Source organism: Alishewanella tabrizica, assembly GCF_014652375.1.
GTDB lineage: Bacteria > Pseudomonadota > Gammaproteobacteria > Enterobacterales > Alteromonadaceae > Alishewanella > Alishewanella tabrizica.
The window spans coordinates 231,943-250,633 of sequence record NZ_BMYR01000003.1 but is presented as its reverse complement, the minus strand read 5'-3'; the positions used below and the strand labels follow the sequence as shown (position 1 = coordinate 250,633).

Below are 18,691 nucleotides of genomic sequence, written 5' to 3'. Positions count from 1 at the left end.
CAAGATGTCAGGATTTTAAACGGCTGATCTTATCAAAAATCTCCTCCCAACCACTAGGGATATGTCTTACGCCACCTTGCTCTCGAAGCATGCGTTCAACATGAATCGTTAAACGCTTTACGGGTGCAACGATCTTTTGTTTAAGTCGATAAAGACACAACACCAAAAATACTGTGAGTACAGATAAATAACCCAGCCAATACGTCAAAAAGTCACGTCCGCCTGCCTGTAAAACGCCTTCGCGTTGCGCTAACATCACCAACGAAAAAGGGTGTTGGCCGATACGTTGTACCTGAAGCAATAACTTATCTGGAATCACACCGGCTTGCCCAGTCCCGCCTAATTGCTGTCCAGACTCATCCAGTAATAAAAAATCTGCTTCAGGTGATTGTTGTTGTAAGGGCTTCAACAAAGCAGCCACATCGAGTACAAACAAAATATACCCTACTTTCTCAGAACCTCGTTTTATTCTTCGACTTAACACAACGTTGTTATGCGACAGCAGTGTACTTTGCAATAAGAGGTCATCTTGCCAATCCGCCAAGTTGCGTTTTACAAACCAAGGCGCCAGTTCAGCGATTGCAAAGTCTTCAGTCGGTTTTGGACTAATGAACAAAAAGTCTTGCTCAGAAACATAAATGACTTGCTCAATGCCTGGCTGAATAATATGTAGGGTCGTGAAGGCCTGCGCTAAGTGTTGCAACCAGTTTAATTCTAATTGTATTTGAGGTGATTTCTGCTGCCAATCTTCAAAAACCAATGAATCACCCGCATGGCTAAACAATCTCATTGGTAATAAAGAACCTTGAGCCGAGATGCCAAGAGATGCTGATTGCGTTATCCAAGCGTTAAAATTAACAAGGGGTAACAACTGATTATCGAGCTGAAGGGCTTTGGCTTGTAATCGTTGTTCGGTATCGATCAATCGATTATCTATGGTCAATAGAAAATGTATTAATGCGGCACTCACGCTTAACAGTAAAATCAAAATTGCTGCAAGGTTACGGGTACGATGGTATTCAAAAATAGCCGGGTTCTGCATGCCCTGTCCTTTGCAGCAATTTTTTATATAGCTAAAGTAGCGACTTTTAATTAATAGTCAATATCACCTGTTACAAATTCGCCTCAGCAAAAGAGGCTAATCGACTGCGTACGACACCATTTAAATTAATCGTCGTACTGCCTTCAAAGTTTTTAAAACGCTCTACTATATAGGTTAACCCTGATGTCACAGCGGTAAGATAATTACTGTCTATTTGTGAAAGATTGCCCGAGCAAATTAACTTGGTGCCTTCACCACAACGGGTAATAATGGTCTTAAGTTGTGCTGCGCTCAGATTCTGACATTCATCTAAAATGACAATGGCATTTTGAATACTGCGTCCTCGCATAAAATTGACTGATTTAAACTGAATATTGGCTTTCTCCATAATGTAATTCACACTGGCATGAGGATGCTCGTCAGTTTTATGCAGCACCTCTAAGGAATCGGTAATCGCAGCTAACCATGGTGCCATTTTCTCTTCTTCTGAACCCGGCAAAAACCCAATAGACTCGGCAATTTCAGGGGTATTTCGCGTAACGATTACTTTGTCATATAAACCCTTTTCAATCACTAACTCCAAAGCTGCCGCCAAGGCAATCAACGTTTTACCGCAACCCGCTGGACCCGTTAATATCACCAGATCCATCTCCGGATCTAACAGCGCTTGCATCGCCATGGCTTGGTAAATATTTTTAGGATGGATACCCCAAGCTCGGCGATGCATTAAGCGTTCATAACCAAAGTCTATTATTTTCAATTCGTTATCTGTTATGGCTAACACCTTACCTGCAAAACTCTCTGCTTCATCAACCAAAAATTCATTAATGTAGGCATTAGGTAATACTTTTCGGCTGATATAATGCACTGTGTCGCGTCCTTCATTTACGCTGCGACACTCCCCTACCGAGCCCCAAAACTCACCTGGAAACGTAAAGTAGCCTTTGTATAAAAAACGCACATCATCAATAAGCTGATCGGTACGGTAGTCTTCAACTAGCTTAAGGCCTGCACCTTTAGCTTTGAGTCGCATATTGATGTCTTTTGTGACTAAGATCACCTTTACAGGACTTTTCTCACGCTGTAAATACAACGCGGTATTGATGATCAAATGATCATTTTCGCCTCCCGGCAATCCGGGGATCTCATCCTTTAAGTGATGATCATTGACGATAAAAATATGCCCAGCTGGCCGCTCCTCATGTTGCGAAGGTAGCGCTACCCCCCGTAACATTTGCTCTGGGCTAGCATCTTTTAAGACATCCTCGAGCGCACGTATAGCGACGCGTGCATCTCGACTGACATCTTTATGACGATCTTTTATATGATCGAGCTCTTCCAACACCGTCATAGGAATCACGACATCATGTTCTTCAAAATTTAAAAAAGCGAAAGGTTCATGCAGCAGAATGTTGGTATCAAGGACATAAATTTTTTTTTGTTTCGATTTTTTACGTGTCATACATACTCCTTTGCGCGGCAAAATACTGTTGATGGCCACAGGCTTGCCATTACGAATAGCCAAGCTGACGTTGGCCGTTTTGCTGCTATGCTTTTGACATCAATCACCATTAAAAATGTGTTCTCTTGAGCATAGTGCAACTTTGATAGACTGCTACACTAACATGACAGTTTATCTACAGGCGTATTGCAATTTTCAGATTATCTGTATGCTAGAGGTGCAATATAGTGTAAGAAAAACCTGCATGAGACTGATGCAACAAATCGTAATTCGCTGTACCATTACGCCCCGTTTTTTGACTGTTAGGGTTTAGAATGAATTTCGCATTGGGACAACGCTGGATCAGCGATACAGAGTCTGATTTAGGGTTAGGTACGGTTATCGCGCAAGAAGGCCGCATGCTTACGTTATTGTTTCCCGCCAGCGGTGAAACTCGGCTTTATTCTCAGCAAGAAGCACCGCTAACCCGTGTTAGCTTCAATATTGGTGATGAAGTAAAAAGTGCGGAAGGCTTTACCCTGCTTGTAGAAACAATCACTGAACAGCAGCAATTACTCAGCTATCATGGTACTCGGTTAGATACCGGCGAGACGGTTGTCTTGCGTGAAACCTTTTTAGATCACTTCTTAAGCTTTAACAAACCGCAAGATCGATTATTTGCGGGGCAAATCGATCGTTTTGAATATTTCCCTTTGCGTTTTCAAAGCTGGCAGCAACAACAAAAATTACAACAAAGCCCATTACGTGGTTTAGTCGGGGGCCGAGTCAGTCTGATCCCCCACCAACTACACATTGCACGCGACGTTGCACAGCGCCACGCACCTCGAGTGCTATTAGCCGATGAAGTTGGGTTAGGTAAAACCATTGAAGCTGGGCTGATTATTCATCAGCAGTTACTTACAGGGCTTGCCAGTCGTGTGTTAATTGTTGTGCCAGAATCGCTGCAATATCAGTGGTTAGTCGAAATGCTAAGGCGCTTTAATCTGCGTTTTGCTATTTTTGATGAAGAACGTTGTCAACAAGCGCAATTAGATGCGGATAATCCCTTTGACACTGAACAGTTAGTGTTATGCAGCATGGAGTTTCTGGCTAAAAAGAAAAGTTGGCACGAACAAGCCGTAAGCAGTCATTGGGATTTATTGGTGGTAGATGAAGCTCATCATTTGCATTGGCATCCAGAAAAACCCAGCATTGAATATCAGCGTATCGAAAATTTAGCCCAAGACACCGCGGGATTAATCTTGCTCACCGCCACACCAGATCAACTTGGTCATCAAAGCCATTTTGCCCGTTTACGCTTACTTGATCCTGAACGCTTTTATGATTACGCGCAGTTTCAACAACAAGAGCAGGATTATCAACACATTGCTGATTTAGCCCGCCATTTGCTTGCAACACCGATATTAGCTTCATCGCAAATTGCTCAGTTACAGCACTTATTAACTGATGACGAAAGCCAGCACGTATTAGCCACGTTGCCAACGCAAAACGCACTTAGCAATGAAAACAGCGCATTACTGGTACAAAAATTACTTGATCGACATGGCACAGGACGTATTTTATTTCGCAATAGTCGAAATAGTATCAAAGGCTTTCCTATCCGTTGTCCACAGCAGATCCCTCTGGCGATGCCAGAGCAATACCATAATGCCTTAAAAGTACAGCGCGCTTTGAACAAAGACGCCCCATTAGCCGCAAAGATTCATGCCAATTTGTTTCCAGAACAAGTGTTCCAAGCGTTTGAAGGTGATAAAAGTCAATGGTGGCAATTTGATCCCCGCGTGCACTACTTAGCTACACAACTTAAAAAAAACAAGCATGCAAAGTTTCTAGTAATTTGTGCCAAAGCCGCAACAGCTCTCGCCTTAGAAGAAGCGTTAAGGATCACCGAAGGGATCCGGGCGGCCGTCTTTCATGAAGGCATGAGTATTCTTGAACGCGACAAGGCTGCAGCTTATTTTGCGCAAGAGGAATACAGTGCACAGGTGTTAATTTGTTCGGAGATTGGCAGCGAGGGTCGAAATTTTCAATTTGCCAATCACTTAGTGTTATTTGATTTACCGCTGAATCCTGATTTGGTGGAACAACGTATCGGACGCTTAGATCGAATAGGTCAGCAACAAGATATTCAAATCCATATTCCGTATTTCGAACATACGGCACAGCAATTATTGGTTGAGTGGTATCAACAGGGTTTGAACGCCTTTGCGCGCACCTGCCAAACTGGCCGTTTGATTTTTGAGCAACAAAAAAATCAACTTGAGTTATTACTTGCAGATTACCAAACGTCTGCAGAATACCGCGAGCTAGGAGCAACCCTTATTAGTGAGTGCGCCGCGCTGCAACAACAATTACAACAGCAACTCGAACAAGGGCGAGATCAACTGCTCGAATTGAATTCGAGTGGTGGCACTAGCGCGCTCCAATTATGTGACGATGTGCGCCAAGTAGATGAAGACGTTAAGCTGCCTATGTTAATGTTTAAGGCATGGGATTTACTGGGCGTCGCGCAGGAAGATCGCTCAGATACCAGCATCATCTTGAAACCTTCAGAACAATTGCAAGCCAATTATCCGGGTTTAGATGACGAAGGCACTACGGTGACGTTTGATCGCGCAACAGCTCTGGCAGAAGAAGATATTCATTTTTTAACCTGGGATCATCCCATGGTATCGGGCACGTTAGATATGCTCACCCATGATCAACTCGGTAATAGCGCGGTGGCATTATTAGCTAACAAAGCCCTGCCTGTGGGGAGCTTTTTTATTGAATTGATTTACATTGCCGAAGCTACCGCCCCAGCCGCCTTACAACTTGGCCGCTATCTGCCGCAAACGCCTATCCGTTTATTATTGGATAAAACCGGTAAAAATTTAGCCGCCAAAGTGCCTTTCGATAATTTTAACCGACAACTTAAGCCTGTCGGTCGACAAACTGCGACCAAGTTGGTGAATGCCTTACAAAATATGATCCATCCGTTACTGGCGGGCGCAGAATTGCAGGCTCTACAGCAACTAGACGCTCTCGTTGTTCAAGCACAACAACAGATGCAGCAAGCTTTAACGGCAGATATTGAACGGCTAATTGCACTTCGCAAAGTAAACCCCTTGGTGCGTGAAGAAGAAATTGCCCATCTGGCCACGCAAAAAGATCACTTACAGGCATTTTTACAGAAGGCCAGATTAAAACTGGACGCAATCCGTTTAATTATCGTTAGCCACGAATAACAAAATGTTGATTGATTATCAGCCACCATTAACGCCCTATCTAGAGGTTATTTATCAAGATCACGATATTGTGATCTTGAACAAACCCAGCGGCCTACTCTCTGTGCCTGGTAAAGCGGCAGCGCATTTTGATTGCTTGCAGTATCGCGTGCAGCGCGTTTGGCCAACCGCGGTTGTGGTTCATCGTTTAGATATGGCCACATCAGGTGTGATGGTGATGGCGTTAAACAAAGAAGCACAACGCCAATTGAATCGGCAGTTTCAGCTACGTCAAACGGCAAAACGTTACATTGCTAGGGTGGCTGGGCAAATTAATGCCGCTGTTGGCAGTATTGAATTGCCATTAATATGCGATTGGCCAAACCGTCCAAAACAAAAAGTGTGTTTTGAACATGGCAAGCCCTCTTTAACGCATTTTACGGTGTTAAGCCGTGACCTAACAGAAACGCGCGTCGCGTTAGAGCCTGTTACAGGCCGCTCACATCAACTCAGAGTGCATTTACAATTTATTGGGCACCCTATTCTAGGTGATAAATTTTATGCTGACGCCCGCGCAAAACCGGCAGAACGCTTGCAATTACATGCTCAGCAACTTTCCTTGTTTCATCCTAGCCAAGGAAGCTGGCTGACATTTTTAGCACCCTGTCCGTTTTAATGCGAAAAGTATTTATTTGTTAACGCAACATTCAGTTAACTCAGGTATAATCTGAGGTAATTTCGCCAATTTAGAAAGAATCGCTATAAATTTGTACAAAACTAATAATACTTTCACGTCAATATGGTAAACTTGTCATAGTTTGCTAAGTTGGATGAATCTAAGGAGAAACGGATGAAACTTAAAGTAACCGCTATAGCAGTATTAGCAGCACTACCGCTGTTAAGCACGCAAGCATTTGCCAATTCGCCATCAGCACAAGATCTGGAGAAAAAAGTCTTCGGTTCTTTATTTGGTGAAGGTTACTGGACTGATGTGCGCAAGGCTGAATCAGCAATGTGGAACAATGCTGACAGTGGCTGGGGCGCAGGTTTGGAAATTGGTTATCGTGTAAACCAAACTTGGGGTGTACGTGCTGAATACGCACGTCAAAGTTTAGATTCGTTAACACAGAGCTCTCGCATTACAGGTGATCGTTTTGGCTTAGATGCCATGTATCACTTAGCGAACACTAATTTATATTTAGTGGGTGGCTGGAAACATTTCGAGCATAACATTGCATCTGATGCCTTAAACATCGGTGTGGGTTATCGTCACTTTATCAATGAAAGCGTTGCGTTGTATGCTGAAGGTAATCGTTTCCGTGGTATCAGCAACGGCGACTGGAACGACGCAAGCATTAAAGCGGGCGTAACGTGGATTTTTGGTGCAACACCTGCTGCTGCCCCAACGCCAGCGCCACAGCCAGCACCGGCTCCAGCACCAGTAGTAGTTGATTCTGATGGTGATGGCGTTCCAGATACACGCGATAAATGTCCAAATACACCAGCGACACACAAAGTTGACGCTGATGGTTGTACTATCTACACTGAAAAAGTGGATCGCGTAGGTGATGTTGATATCGAAGTTCGTTTTGCCTTTGACTCAGCTGTCGTGTCTGCTGATGGCCAAACTGAAGTGAATCAATTAGCTGCTTTCATGAAACGCTTCCCAGAGTCTGTTGTTGTTGTTGAAGGCCACGCGTCTAACGTTGGTAGCCCAGCTTACAACATGCGCTTATCTGAGCGTCGTGCAAAAGCCATTGCTGACTTGTTAGTTGCTCAAGGTATTGATTCTTCACGCATCACTTCACAAGGTTTTGGTGTAACACGTTTACGTGTACAAGGTAACACCAGCGCAGCTCATGCTGCTAACCAACGTATTGAAGCGAAAGTAACTGCGACAATCAAAGAGCCAGTATTACAGCCAGTATTGCGTTAATCGCCTTACATTGCATAAAAAAGCCGCTATCAAGCGGCTTTTTTTTTACTTTTATCACTTCATGCCAGAAATCTATTGCCGAGACGGATAATCGCTGCTAATTTTATCGCGTATTTGACTTCTTCAGGACAGAGTAATGATCTCCCTTACTTTTAAAGTTTTTAGCTTACTATGTTTAGCTACGTTTGCTGCTAGCTCTGTCGCAGATACTGAGCAAATGGTGCAACTCGATCATGCCGCCCATGTTTGTAATAACGAAGAAGAAACGATTAGACTTGCTGCAAACGATCACCTTCGCGAAATGGCTAAGGCTTTAGTTGAATTTAAGGCAACAAAATATTGTTTTATTATGCAGCCCTCGCAAACAGTGAAACTGCTAGAAATAAAAAGTAATTACATTAAATTCACACACAACAGCCAAGTATTGTTTACGTTTATCGAACACATTGTCGAGAAAGAGCAATTTTTATCACAACAGCGTTTATAACTCTAGTATTACGCTTTTCTGCCGATAACACCTTAGACTAAATACGCAATTTGCTTGGGGTTACTCGTGGGTAAGCGCTATAACTGCCTATTTCCAACTATCATCTTCTATTTGGCGACATTCCAAGTTTCGGCAGAAATTACTTGGCTTGATTTACAGCGCCAGATCCCTGATCTGCAATTGCAAACCTTTGAATCTGCTAATTTAACGGTTACCGTACACAATGCGCAAACTGCAGTACAGGTACCACGTGGGACGGTAGTCATTTTACCAGACCAACAACAACACGCGCTCAGCCCAGATCTGCTCAACACGCTGAGACTTAATCTCCCCATCGCTGGATGGAACCTCATCATTTTGCCGGCGCCTGACGCTCTCCCTGCCCAAACCACCGAGCAAAGGCTACAATTACAAAAATCACAATTGAGCCAACGCTGGCAACTTATCCAACAACAAGGCAATTTACGCCCCCCCGTTATTGCCATTGCTCAAGGGGAAGTGGCGGCAGTATTACGTGTTTTACTCGGCGAAGACTTAAGCAATCGACCTGCAGCGATGATCAGTTTAGGCGCTTATTTGCCTAATTATGAGCAACATAAGCAAGCACTTTCTGGATATGCTAGCGTATCATTACCCTTTTTAGATTTAATAACAGCGCAAGATCATCCACATGCGATGGCAGCATTAGAACAACGGATCACCTTAGCGAAACAAACCAATAATCCTCTCTATCGCCAGCGCTACCTTGCAGATGCCTATCATAATGCCAGTATGCAACAGTGGTTTGCTAACGAAATTCTGGGCTGGTTGAAAACTAACGGTTTTTAGCGCGATGTTGTTTTATTAGCTCATAGGCCGCTTGAATATCTTGTGTCCTACGCTTGGCTACATCAAGCATTGCCGCAGGCACACCTTGAGCCATAAGTTTATCGGGGTGATGTTGTGACATCAACTTACGATAAGCGCGTTTTAACTCCTGTTCAGAAACATCGTTTTTAATCCCCAAAACTTGGTAAGCAGACACCACAGCAGCTGCATCATCCGCGCCTTTGGCTTGGCCTTGTTGAAATCGTGACTGCGCTTGATAGGCCTGCAGAAGCTGCTCTAATGCCGCGGGGGAAATATGTAAACATTGCGCGACCTGTTTTACTAACTGCCATTGTTCTGGTGCAACCTGTCCAGCAACACACGCAATGCTTAATTGAATTTCCAAAAAAAGCTGCAGAACGTCTGGGCGCTGTTTATATCGTTGATAAAATTCGGTTATTTGCGCTTGAAAAGGAAAATTAACTGCCTTACCATCTCGAAATGCCGCCTGCGCTTCTTTTTGCTGCTGCTTATTAAGCCCCAGCTGCTGCATAAAATGGCTCGCTTGAGCGATGTGAGCTTTGGTCACCACACCCGTTGCTTTTGCAATATGCCCCATGGCCGCAAAGCTGGTATACATAAAAAGAGCCTGCTCATCATCTTGACCGAACACCCCTTGTAACCCTTCCCAATGACCTAACCGACGTTTGAACCATTGATCAAAAAAATGTCCAAGCACTATCCCTAACACTAAACCTGGCAGTTTAAGGAGTGCTAAACCAAACAAAGCACCAAGAATTTTTCCCCACACGTGTTTTTCTCCGTAAAACTGCTAAAACGGTGTACAACATAACAAAATGTAACACTAACAAGCGGTTTTGTTTAGTAATGCTGTGGCATCACTGGCATGACACAATAAACACAGGCACTATATCGGATTAGCAGGAATTCTAAAATTGATTTATCATTACCCCCCCGTGACGTATACCGGGAAACGAATCGTAAATATGAGTATCAAGGCATGAAACAAGGTTTGAGTTTAGCAGGGTTAATCTGGGCAGCTATGAGCTCATCGCAGGTACAGGCTGACCAGACTGCAATTCAGACCTGTTATCACCCGATGGTTTTACCTAACATTCTGCAAAATCTGGATAGTACCGATCAACGCATTCGTATTTACTCCGATCATGCCGCTTTACAAGATAGCCAGCATGCAGTGTTTTCTGGCAATGTTCAGATATTACATAAAGACACATTATTACAAGCCCCGAATGCCCGCTACAGTCCCGAACAGCAAAGCTTGGTAGCAGATGGCGGCATCGAATATTTTAGTAATGAGCTGTATGTGAGTAGCCGTTTTTTTAATGCTAATTTAGCAACGAATCAGGCAACGTTGGGCCAAGCGCAATATCAGTTTGTGGCACAGGCCGGCAGAGGTGAGGCCTCATCATTACTAGCAAGTGAACGCGCTCTTACATTAGAGAATGCCTTATTTACCGCCTGTCCAGAACAAGATACTAGCTGGGCCTTGCATGCAAGTACTATCAAGATCCCTGCTGATTCAGGGTGGGGCGAAGCCTATCATGCTGTTTTTAAAATCAAAGACATTCCGGTGTTTTATTTACCGTATCTAACATTTCCTGTTGATGAGCAACGGAAAACGGGCGTACTCATCCCGAAAATTGGCAGCTCACAACGCCGCGGTATTGATTTAGAAGTTCCTTACTATATTAACTTGGCTGAGAATTATGATCTCACACTCTCGCCACGTTATATGAGCAAAAGAGGCACGCAGCTCAAATCGCAATTCCGTTACCTCACTGAGCAACACCAAGGTGTTATGCAACTCGAATACTTACCAAATGATAGCGAAAAACCCAGTGGTTTTGGCAGCCGTTATTTGGGGCATTTAAATCATCGTTCAGATTTTACTGAGCGCTGGCGTGGTTATATAGATTTTACCGATGTCAGTGACAGCACCTACTTAACAGATCTCGGTTCTGATTATAATAACCAAAGTGATACACAGCTCTATCGTGAAGCAAGCTTAAGTTACTTTGGCGATCACGTGAATTCCCATTTAAAAGTGCAAGGTTTCGAAATTCTTGGAAACTATAACCAAGCCTATCAAGCATTACCACAACTCAGCCTAGCATCGGCAAAACCTATTGATCTGGGTAATGTGCTCCAAGCAAGCTGGTATAGTCAATATGCGCACTTTCGTAATGAACAGGCCTTTTACCATACTACGGATCGGGTACACGTTGAACCAACCTTACGTTTACCTTTTATTACACCTGCGTTTGAGATGACCGCAGAAACCAGCTTACTTTACACGTATTATCAACAACAAAGCCTCAGCATGTTGACAGCTGAGCAAGCCGATATTACGCGAACCATACCAAAAGTCCGTTTACATGCCAGAGTCAATTTAGAACGGGAGTACGATTGGTTTGGTGAGCAAGCCTTGCAAACCTTTGAACCACAAGTGCAATATCTCTACATCCCCTATCGCGATCAAAGTGAGATCGGTTTATATGACACCACTCGCTTACAAGACGATTATTATGGCCTGTTTCGGCAAAATCGCTTCTCCGGCTTAGATCGGGTAAATGAAGCGAATCAACTCACCTTAGGCTGGACAACCCGCTTTTACGATAATACTGAAAATGAATTATTCCGTTTTAGCCTTGGTCAAATTTTCTTTTTGAAAGAACCCGAATTGACAGACGATCTATTAACGCAAGATCTCACCTCTACAGAGTCCATGTTAGCGTCTGAGATGATTTGGCATTGGTATCGTCGCTGGTATGTCAGTAGTGCTTTGCAATATGATATTGACAGTAAAAAACTGATCAAAAGCAGTGCTAGCTTAGATTATCGTGGCGATGAGAATACCCTTGTACAATTGAACCATCGCTATAGTCGTGCGGTCTCAGGAGTGGAAATACAACAACTCGGGTTAATTGGGGCCGTACCTTTACAGCAAAACTGGCAACTCATCGCCAGTTACTATCGTGATGTGACAAATCATCGTATGATAGATGCTAATATAGGCTTGCAATATGAATCCTGCTGCTGGGCAGTTCGCTTTGTAGCAAGGCGACAAGTTAGAGCCGATTTAGACGTGGCCATTAGTAATGTTGAGCAACTCGCGCGCTTAGACAGTGGCTTTAGTTTACAGTTTGTCTTTAAAGGTTTTGGCGATAAAGCCGGATTTGGCGTTTCCGATATGTTATCGAATGGCATTTTCAGTTATCGACGTCCATATTTACTCACTAATTAATGTAGGAATTTATGAAGTTACAGCAATTAATCTGCGTGGTTATGCTTGGTTTTGCCAGCACCGCCTTATCTGCCAACGAACGTGAAATCGACCGCGTTGCTGCTATTGTTGATAGCGGCGTGATTTTGAAAAGTGATGTTGACGAAATTGTTACGCGTGTGAAACGCAACGCTCAAGCACAAGGCCAAACACTCCCCTCAGATCAAGCGTTACGCACTCAAGCAACAGAGCGTTTGATTATGACTAACTTACAAGTGCAAATGGCTCAGCGTATGGGATTACAAATCAGTGATGCGCAACTTGACGACACCATTCGCAATATCGCCCAAGGCGAAAATATGACGTTAGAACAATTCCGTCAACAAGTCACGCGAGAAGAAGGTAACTACGAGCGCTTCAGAGAAAATGTTCGGGAAGAGATCATTACTAATGAAGTCATGCGCGCAAATGTACAACGCCGAGTTTATATCAGCCCGCAAGAAGTCGAAAATTTACTAAAAATAATGGAAGAACAAGGCGCAAGTGCTGAGCAATACCAATTAGGGCACATTTTAATTGCTATTCCAAGCCAAGCCACAACTGAAGAAGTTAATGAATCACGTGAGCGAGCTGAACAAGTGATGAAATTATTGCGCGAAGGCAGTGATTTCCGTCGTATAGCTATTGCGTCTTCAAGCGGAGCTAACGCACTGGAAGGTGGCGAATTAGCGTGGATGAATATTAACGAAATGCCGACACTCTTCTCTGAGGGGATCCGTGGCCGTAAGAAGGGCGATTTAGTTGGCCCGCTGCGTTCTGGCGCCGGTTTCCATATTTTGACTATTTTTGATATCCGTGGCGAAAACGTCGCAGAACTCACCGAAGTTAAAGCCCGTCACATTTTGATTAAACCCTCTATCATTTTAAGTGAAGAGCGTGCCACGGCAATGTTAAGTGATATGGTTAGCAAACTACGCGCAGGCGAAGCCGATTTTGCTGAATTGGCGAAACAACATTCTGAAGATCCAGGGTCTAAATTAAATGGTGGCGAATTGGGTTGGAATGAAGCAAGTATTTATGTACCTGCGTTTCGTGACACGCTTAACCGATTACAACTTGATGAATTAAGCGAACCCTTTAGAACAGAACATGGTTGGCACATTGTACAATTATTGGATCGTCGTACCGTAGATGCAACTGCTGACAAAAAACGTGATCAGGTTTATCGCATGATTTTTAATCGTCGCTTTAACGAAGAATCAGCAAGCTTCTTACGCGAATTACGTGATGATGCTTATATTGAAGTACTGGCTGATAACTAATGATCTTACGGATTGCAATTACACCGGGTGAGCCGGCAGGTATAGGTCCAGATTTGGTTCTGGCGCTATCGCGCCAGAGCTGGCCCGTTGAATTAGTGGTTTGCGCAAATCTTAATTTAATGCAACAACGCGCTGAACTACTTGGTCTAGACGTACGGTTTCTACCCTATGATCCGAGCCAACCCGCGCAGCCCCAGCTCGCGGGTACCTTAACCCTTGCAGATTTTGCTCTTAACGAGCCCGTTGTTGCTGGTCAATTAAATGCAGCAAATGGTCGCTATGTTGTTGATACATTGCATGCAGCAGGTGAGATGGTGTTATCTGGTGAGGTTGCGGCTATTGTTACGGGACCAGTACACAAAGGGATTATCAACAAAGCAGGCATTCCTTTTAGTGGACACACCGAATTTTTTGCGCAGCAATCAAATACCCCTTATGTTGTAATGATGCTGGCGACGGAAGGCTTACGCGTAGCCCTAGCGACTACTCATATCCCGCTAGCCTATGTTGCAAAAGCCATTACGCGCGAGCGCCTAATAAAAGTGATCACTATTCTAGATCACGATCTAAAACAAAAATTTGGCATTGCAGAACCTAAGATTTACGTATGTGGTTTAAATCCTCACGCTGGAGAAGATGGGCATTTAGGCCGGGAAGAACTTGATGTAATCAGCCCAACCCTAGATGAACTTCGGGCCAGCGGTATTCACTTAGTCGGTCCCCTACCTGCAGATACGTTATTTCAACCAAAATATTTAAATGCCGCAGATGCGGTCTTAGCAATGTACCACGATCAAGGTTTACCTGTGTTAAAATACAAAGGCTTTGGTCGTTCAGTCAATATCAGTTTGGGATTGCCCCTGATACGCACCTCCGTCGACCATGGCACCGCTCTTGATTTGGCCGCAACAGGTAAAGCCGATCCTGGTAGCTTGTTTCACGCCGTTAGCCAAGCGATTCAATTAGCGCAAAGAACCCTAACCACATGACAGATAACGTACACCAAGGCCACCGTGCCAGAAAACGCTTTGGCCAGAACTTTTTACATGATCCCCATGTTATTGGCCGAATTGTAAAAGCCATCGCGCCAAAACCTACAGATTGTTTGGTAGAAATAGGTCCAGGCTTAGGCGCTTTAACCGAACCGGTTGCCGCAGCAGCAGGGAAACTTACGGTAGTGGAGCTTGATCGTGATCTAGCAGAACGGTTACAACAACATCCGCAACTCGCCAGCAAGTTACAGATTTTCCAAGCCGATGCGATGAAATTTGATTTCGAGCAATTGGTTCAACCTGGCCAAAAACTCAAAGTATTTGGCAATTTACCTTATAATATTTCAACCCCGTTGTTGTTTCATCTCTTTGAATTTGCCGATAGCATTGAAAATATGCATTTCATGCTGCAAAAAGAAGTGGTTGACCGCATGACCGCGCCTCATGGCAGTAAAACATACGGCCGGTTAAGCGTGATGACCCAATTTTATTGTCAAGCCATGCCGGTGGTACAAGTAGGTCCGGGCGCCTTTAAACCGGCACCTAAAGTTGATTCTGCTGTTGTCCGATTGATTCCGTTTAATAAAGCGATGCGTGCGGATGTTGATCCCGCTATATTGAATCGGGTGTGTTTAGAAGCCTTTAATCAACGCCGTAAAACACTTCGCAATTGTTTTAGCAACTTTGCTACGGCTGAGCAAATCAGTGCTTTGGGTATCGATCCAACCTTACGTCCCGAACAATTACCCGTGTCCGATTTTGTAAAAATTGCGCAGTGGCTAGCAACGCAAGACGTGGCCACGATCGCTAACCTTCAGGATAATCTATTACTAGAGGATAACGATGAATCTTGAGCAGTACATCAACATTTCCGTTGATAGCTTTTATCTTGGCGCCCAATCTGATCCTGCCGCCCAACGTTATGTATTCGCTTATTGTGTCAATATTACGAATAACAGCACAGAATCAGTACAGCTGCTACGCCGGTATTGGCAAATCACTGATGGTAACGGGAAACAAACCGAAGTAAGTGGCGATGGCGTAATTGGTGTTCAACCTCATTTGCAACCCGGCGAAACTTACAGTTACACCAGCGGAGCTGTTTTTGAAACGCCACTTGGGAGTATGCAGGGACATTATGATATGCTGTCTGCATCGCAGATCGCCTTTCAAGCGCCGATCCCGCAATTCCGTATGGCCATGCCTCATATACTCAACTGATGGCCACTTATGTTATTGGCGATTTACAAGGGTGCTTTGAACCGCTAACCCGCTTACTAAACCATGTCGCTTTTTCACCTGTGCACGATCAGCTGTGGTTTTGTGGTGATTTAGTTGCAAGAGGACCTGATTCCCTTGCCTGTTTGAATTTTGTTAAAGGCTTGGGGTCTGGTGCGCGGGTGGTACTTGGCAATCACGATCTTAATTTTATTGCCAGCTACTATGGTTTTACTAAACTAAAACCTAACGACAATTTACACCAACTACAACAGGCTCCCAATGTAAGCGAATTGGTGACATGGCTATGCCAACAGCCCCTTATACACTACTCAAGCGATAAAAATACGCTAATGGTGCATGCTGGGCTAGCACCAGAATGGGATCTTGCAACAGCACTGCACGCCGCCGATGCGGTATCAACCTGTTTGAAATCACAACCTGAGCGCTTATTGGCCGTGATGTATGGTAATACACCAGCGCGATGGTCTGATGCGACAACGGAAGAGGCTCGCTGGCGTTTTACAATTAACGCCTGTACCAGAATGCGGTTTTGCCATGCTGATGGCAGTTTGGATATGACAACAAAAACGCATCCGTTAGCTGAACAACAACTTATACCCTGGTATGAGTTTTGGCGTAACAAAGCCCATCCGCAATGTTGTTTTGGCCATTGGGCGGCATTAGACGGCTTAAGCCCAGTGCCTGACATTCACGCACTTGATACCGGCTGTGTATGGGGAAATCGTCTTACCGCTTATTGCATTGAAACCCGACAACGCTATAGTGTTAACGCCTAATTAAACACAAGACGCATCTCGCTTTTTGCCTAACACTAAAGCATCATACTGACTGTCTATTTTGGCTTGCCAGCTTACTTTTTGGAGTTGTTATGAAGTTGACCGTTAAACTGAGAATCATTGGTGGCTTTAGCATCATCTCGCTTTTGCTAATCTTTATTGGCATTACTGCCTATGCCCAGTTGAACAGCATTAGTGAGTCCACCGCAGAGGTCAACGATGTCTCTATCCCTGCATTAGAAAACAGTGCATTAATGAAAAGTGAGTTTGTCTTAATGAGCAAAATTAGCTTACAAGCTTATAATGCAGACTCTAGGGAAAAGATTGCCGAGTTTCGTCAACAATTTACTATTGAACAAAATGCTTACCAAGCTGCAGCTGCGCTGTTAGATACCGCAGTCGGAAAACAACAGACCCTACGCCAGGCAACGTTACAGGTAAAAGGAGCCTACGACGCCTTTATTCCATTGTCTAATCAACTTTTTGATCGTCTAGATACAAATCAGGCTCTACAACAATCAATCAATACGCGTATGAATGAGCTTGAAGGGATAAGTGATGATATGGCTTCACTGCTACTTGATTTCAGTGATGTAACCAATGTGCGTAATCGCTATCCACGCGCCTCACAAGCCGCCACGCAGATGGAAACAGGCATTAATAGCCTACTGAGTGTGGTAGTCGATTTAAACCGAACTTACTCGGATACAACAGCCGCTACCATTAGTAACGATATCACTTTCCGCTTACAAGATTTACAGCAGCAACTGTCCGTAATGCTTACAGAAGCAGCAGACAATCCTATTCCCGCTGAGCTCTCTGATAAACTTAACCAAATTACAACTATGCTTACAGGCAACCAAGGGATCCCCACCTTAAAAACGCAATTGATCCAAGGTAAAGCTAATGCCGATCAATTGTTGCAGCAAGCAGATGAACAAACGAGTTTGGCATTAACCCGATTAAATACTCTATTAAATCAAAGCACGAGCGCGGCTGCAGACATTCAGCAAAATAGTCGTAATAGCGTAAGCAATGCAGTAACGGCAATCGTCGTTGTGATGTTAGGTTCGATAGGTATTGCTGTCCTTATTGCCTTCTATACGGTTAAAGCTATTGTTAATCCCCTTGAGAAAATTAACGCCATGCTGTCAGTTGTGGCATCAGGCGATTTGACGCAACAATTACGCGATCATAGCCAAGACGAATTTGGCGTGTTGTCACGCAATATTAATAAGGTCAACAACAGCCTTCACACCCTTATTCAAGGGATTATCGCTCGCTCTACCCAACTGGCGGCGGCCTCAGAGCAGACCTCAGCCATCACCATGCAGACGACTCAAGCGATTCGCGAGCAAAAGTCACAAGTAACACAAGCCGCCACGGCAACGACAGAACTCAGTAGCACGGCAAAAGGGGTATTACAAAGCTCAAACGATGCACTAGCTGAAATAAAGAATGCCGATAAAGAAGCAGAACGCGTTAGAGGGATTTCAATTGAAAACAAGGCCACAATCATTCAGCTATCACGCGAAGTTGAGCAAGCCTCTCTCGTTATTAATCAATTACATCAAGACAGTGCCTCTATTGGTAGTATTTTAGATGTTATTCGCGGCATTGCCGAGCAAACGAATTTATTAGCCCTTAACGCAGCCATTGAAGCGGCAAGAGCGGGCGAGCAAGGCCGGGGTTTTGCGGTTGTCGCAGATGAAGTGCGTTCCTTAGCCAGCAAAACGCAAGCATCGACACAAGAAATACAGGCAATGATTCAAGCACTACAAAGCGGTGCAGAAGCCGCAGTAGCCGCAATGAATAAAGGTAAAAAACAAGCCGAAGAGTGCGTAACTAAAACCGAGTTGGCGACGTCCGCGTTGGATAGCATCACCCATGCGGTGCATTTGGCCCATGATATGAGCGAACAGATTTCGACTGCGGCCCGTGAGCAAAATCAGGTTTCAGCTGAGATTAGTGGCTTACTGGAATCCATTGTGGCCATTGCTGAACAAACGGCCTCTGGCGCAGAACAAACGTCGGAATCAAGTCATGAAGTAGCTAAACTCGCGGATGAGCTACGCTTATCAGTAGATCAATTTAAAGTTTAACCCCACTCTCAACAGCACAACAGCAACCTCCCCAAAATAATACAGGCCAGCT

Annotated in this window: 15 protein-coding genes; 12 read left to right on the top strand and 3 right to left on the bottom strand. The window is 44.3% G+C overall.

Annotated elements, in window-relative coordinates; genetic code table 11:
• Positions 1-7: 7 nt before the first annotated feature.
• Both IE070_RS05145 and IE070_RS05140 read right to left on the bottom strand, forming a co-directional pair.
• A complete protein-coding gene (locus tag IE070_RS05145; RefSeq protein ID WP_189481152.1) occupies positions 8-1,042 on the bottom strand; it encodes a hypothetical protein in 1,035 nt (344 codons plus the stop codon).
• Between the two features lie 70 nt (positions 1,043-1,112).
• A complete protein-coding gene (locus tag IE070_RS05140; protein WP_189481150.1) occupies positions 1,113-2,504 on the bottom strand; it encodes a PhoH family protein in 1,392 nt (463 codons plus the stop codon).
• A gap of 314 nt (positions 2,505-2,818) precedes the next feature.
• On the opposite strand from IE070_RS05140, the gene rapA reads away from it, so the two are divergent.
• From rapA to IE070_RS05115, 5 genes are all read left to right on the top strand, one after another.
• The gene (gene rapA / locus IE070_RS05135) at positions 2,819-5,731 is read left to right on the top strand and encodes an RNA polymerase-associated protein RapA (protein WP_189481148.1); all 2,913 of its coding nucleotides are present in this window, start codon (positions 2,819-2,821) and stop codon (positions 5,729-5,731) included.
• A gap of 4 nt (positions 5,732-5,735) precedes the next feature.
• Positions 5,736-6,386, top strand: a complete 651-nt coding sequence (locus tag IE070_RS05130; protein WP_189481146.1) for an RluA family pseudouridine synthase — start codon at positions 5,736-5,738, stop codon at positions 6,384-6,386.
• Positions 6,387-6,560: 174 nt separating this feature from the next.
• Positions 6,561-7,646 carry an OmpA family protein gene (locus tag IE070_RS05125; RefSeq protein WP_189481144.1) on the top strand — a complete coding sequence of 362 codons (1,086 nt, stop codon included), beginning with the start codon at positions 6,561-6,563 and terminating at the stop codon, positions 7,644-7,646.
• A 136-nt stretch (positions 7,647-7,782) separates the two neighbouring features.
• Positions 7,783-8,133, top strand: a complete 351-nt coding sequence (locus IE070_RS05120; RefSeq protein WP_229796932.1) for a hypothetical protein — start codon at positions 7,783-7,785, stop codon at positions 8,131-8,133.
• Positions 8,134-8,199: 66 nt separating this feature from the next.
• Positions 8,200-8,961 (top strand): DUF3530 family protein, encoded by a 762-nt coding sequence (locus IE070_RS05115; RefSeq protein WP_189481142.1) that lies wholly within the window; start codon positions 8,200-8,202, stop codon positions 8,959-8,961.
• Here the strand turns inward: IE070_RS05115 and djlA are convergent.
• Entirely contained in the window at positions 8,948-9,751 is an 804-nt protein-coding gene (gene djlA, locus IE070_RS05110) for a co-chaperone DjlA (RefSeq protein ID WP_189481139.1), read from the bottom strand. The two genes, IE070_RS05115 and djlA, sit on opposite strands and share 14 nt — an antisense overlap.
• A gap of 210 nt (positions 9,752-9,961) precedes the next feature.
• Here djlA and lptD point away from each other — a divergent pair, with 210 nt between their 5' ends.
• The 7 genes from lptD (at position 9,962) to IE070_RS05075 (ending at position 18,639) form a co-directional block, all read left to right on the top strand.
• Entirely contained in the window at positions 9,962-12,226 is a 2,265-nt protein-coding gene (gene lptD / locus IE070_RS05105; RefSeq protein WP_189481137.1) for an LPS assembly protein LptD, read from the top strand.
• An 11-nt stretch (positions 12,227-12,237) separates the two neighbouring features.
• Positions 12,238-13,527 (top strand): peptidylprolyl isomerase SurA, encoded by a 1,290-nt coding sequence (gene surA, locus IE070_RS05100; protein ID WP_189481135.1) that lies wholly within the window; start codon positions 12,238-12,240, stop codon positions 13,525-13,527.
• Positions 13,527-14,516 carry a 4-hydroxythreonine-4-phosphate dehydrogenase PdxA gene (gene pdxA, locus IE070_RS05095; RefSeq protein WP_189481133.1) on the top strand — a complete coding sequence of 330 codons (990 nt, stop codon included), beginning with the start codon at positions 13,527-13,529 and terminating at the stop codon, positions 14,514-14,516. The genes surA and pdxA overlap by 1 nt, the downstream gene beginning before the upstream one ends.
• A complete protein-coding gene (rsmA, locus tag IE070_RS05090; protein WP_189481131.1) occupies positions 14,513-15,373 on the top strand; it encodes a 16S rRNA (adenine(1518)-N(6)/adenine(1519)-N(6))-dimethyltransferase RsmA in 861 nt (286 codons plus the stop codon). Before pdxA ends, rsmA begins: the two co-directional genes overlap by 4 nt.
• Positions 15,363-15,740 carry a Co2+/Mg2+ efflux facilitator ApaG/CorD gene (gene apaG, locus IE070_RS05085; RefSeq protein ID WP_189481129.1) on the top strand — a complete coding sequence of 126 codons (378 nt, stop codon included), beginning with the start codon at positions 15,363-15,365 and terminating at the stop codon, positions 15,738-15,740. Before rsmA ends, apaG begins: the two co-directional genes overlap by 11 nt.
• Complete coding sequence (locus IE070_RS05080; RefSeq protein WP_189481127.1) at positions 15,740-16,537, top strand: symmetrical bis(5'-nucleosyl)-tetraphosphatase; 798 nt, start codon at positions 15,740-15,742, stop codon at positions 16,535-16,537. Before apaG ends, IE070_RS05080 begins: the two co-directional genes overlap by 1 nt.
• Positions 16,538-16,629: 92 nt before the next feature.
• A complete protein-coding gene (locus tag IE070_RS05075) occupies positions 16,630-18,639 on the top strand; it encodes a methyl-accepting chemotaxis protein (RefSeq protein ID WP_189481125.1) in 2,010 nt (669 codons plus the stop codon).
• Positions 18,640-18,691 lie beyond the last annotated feature (52 nt).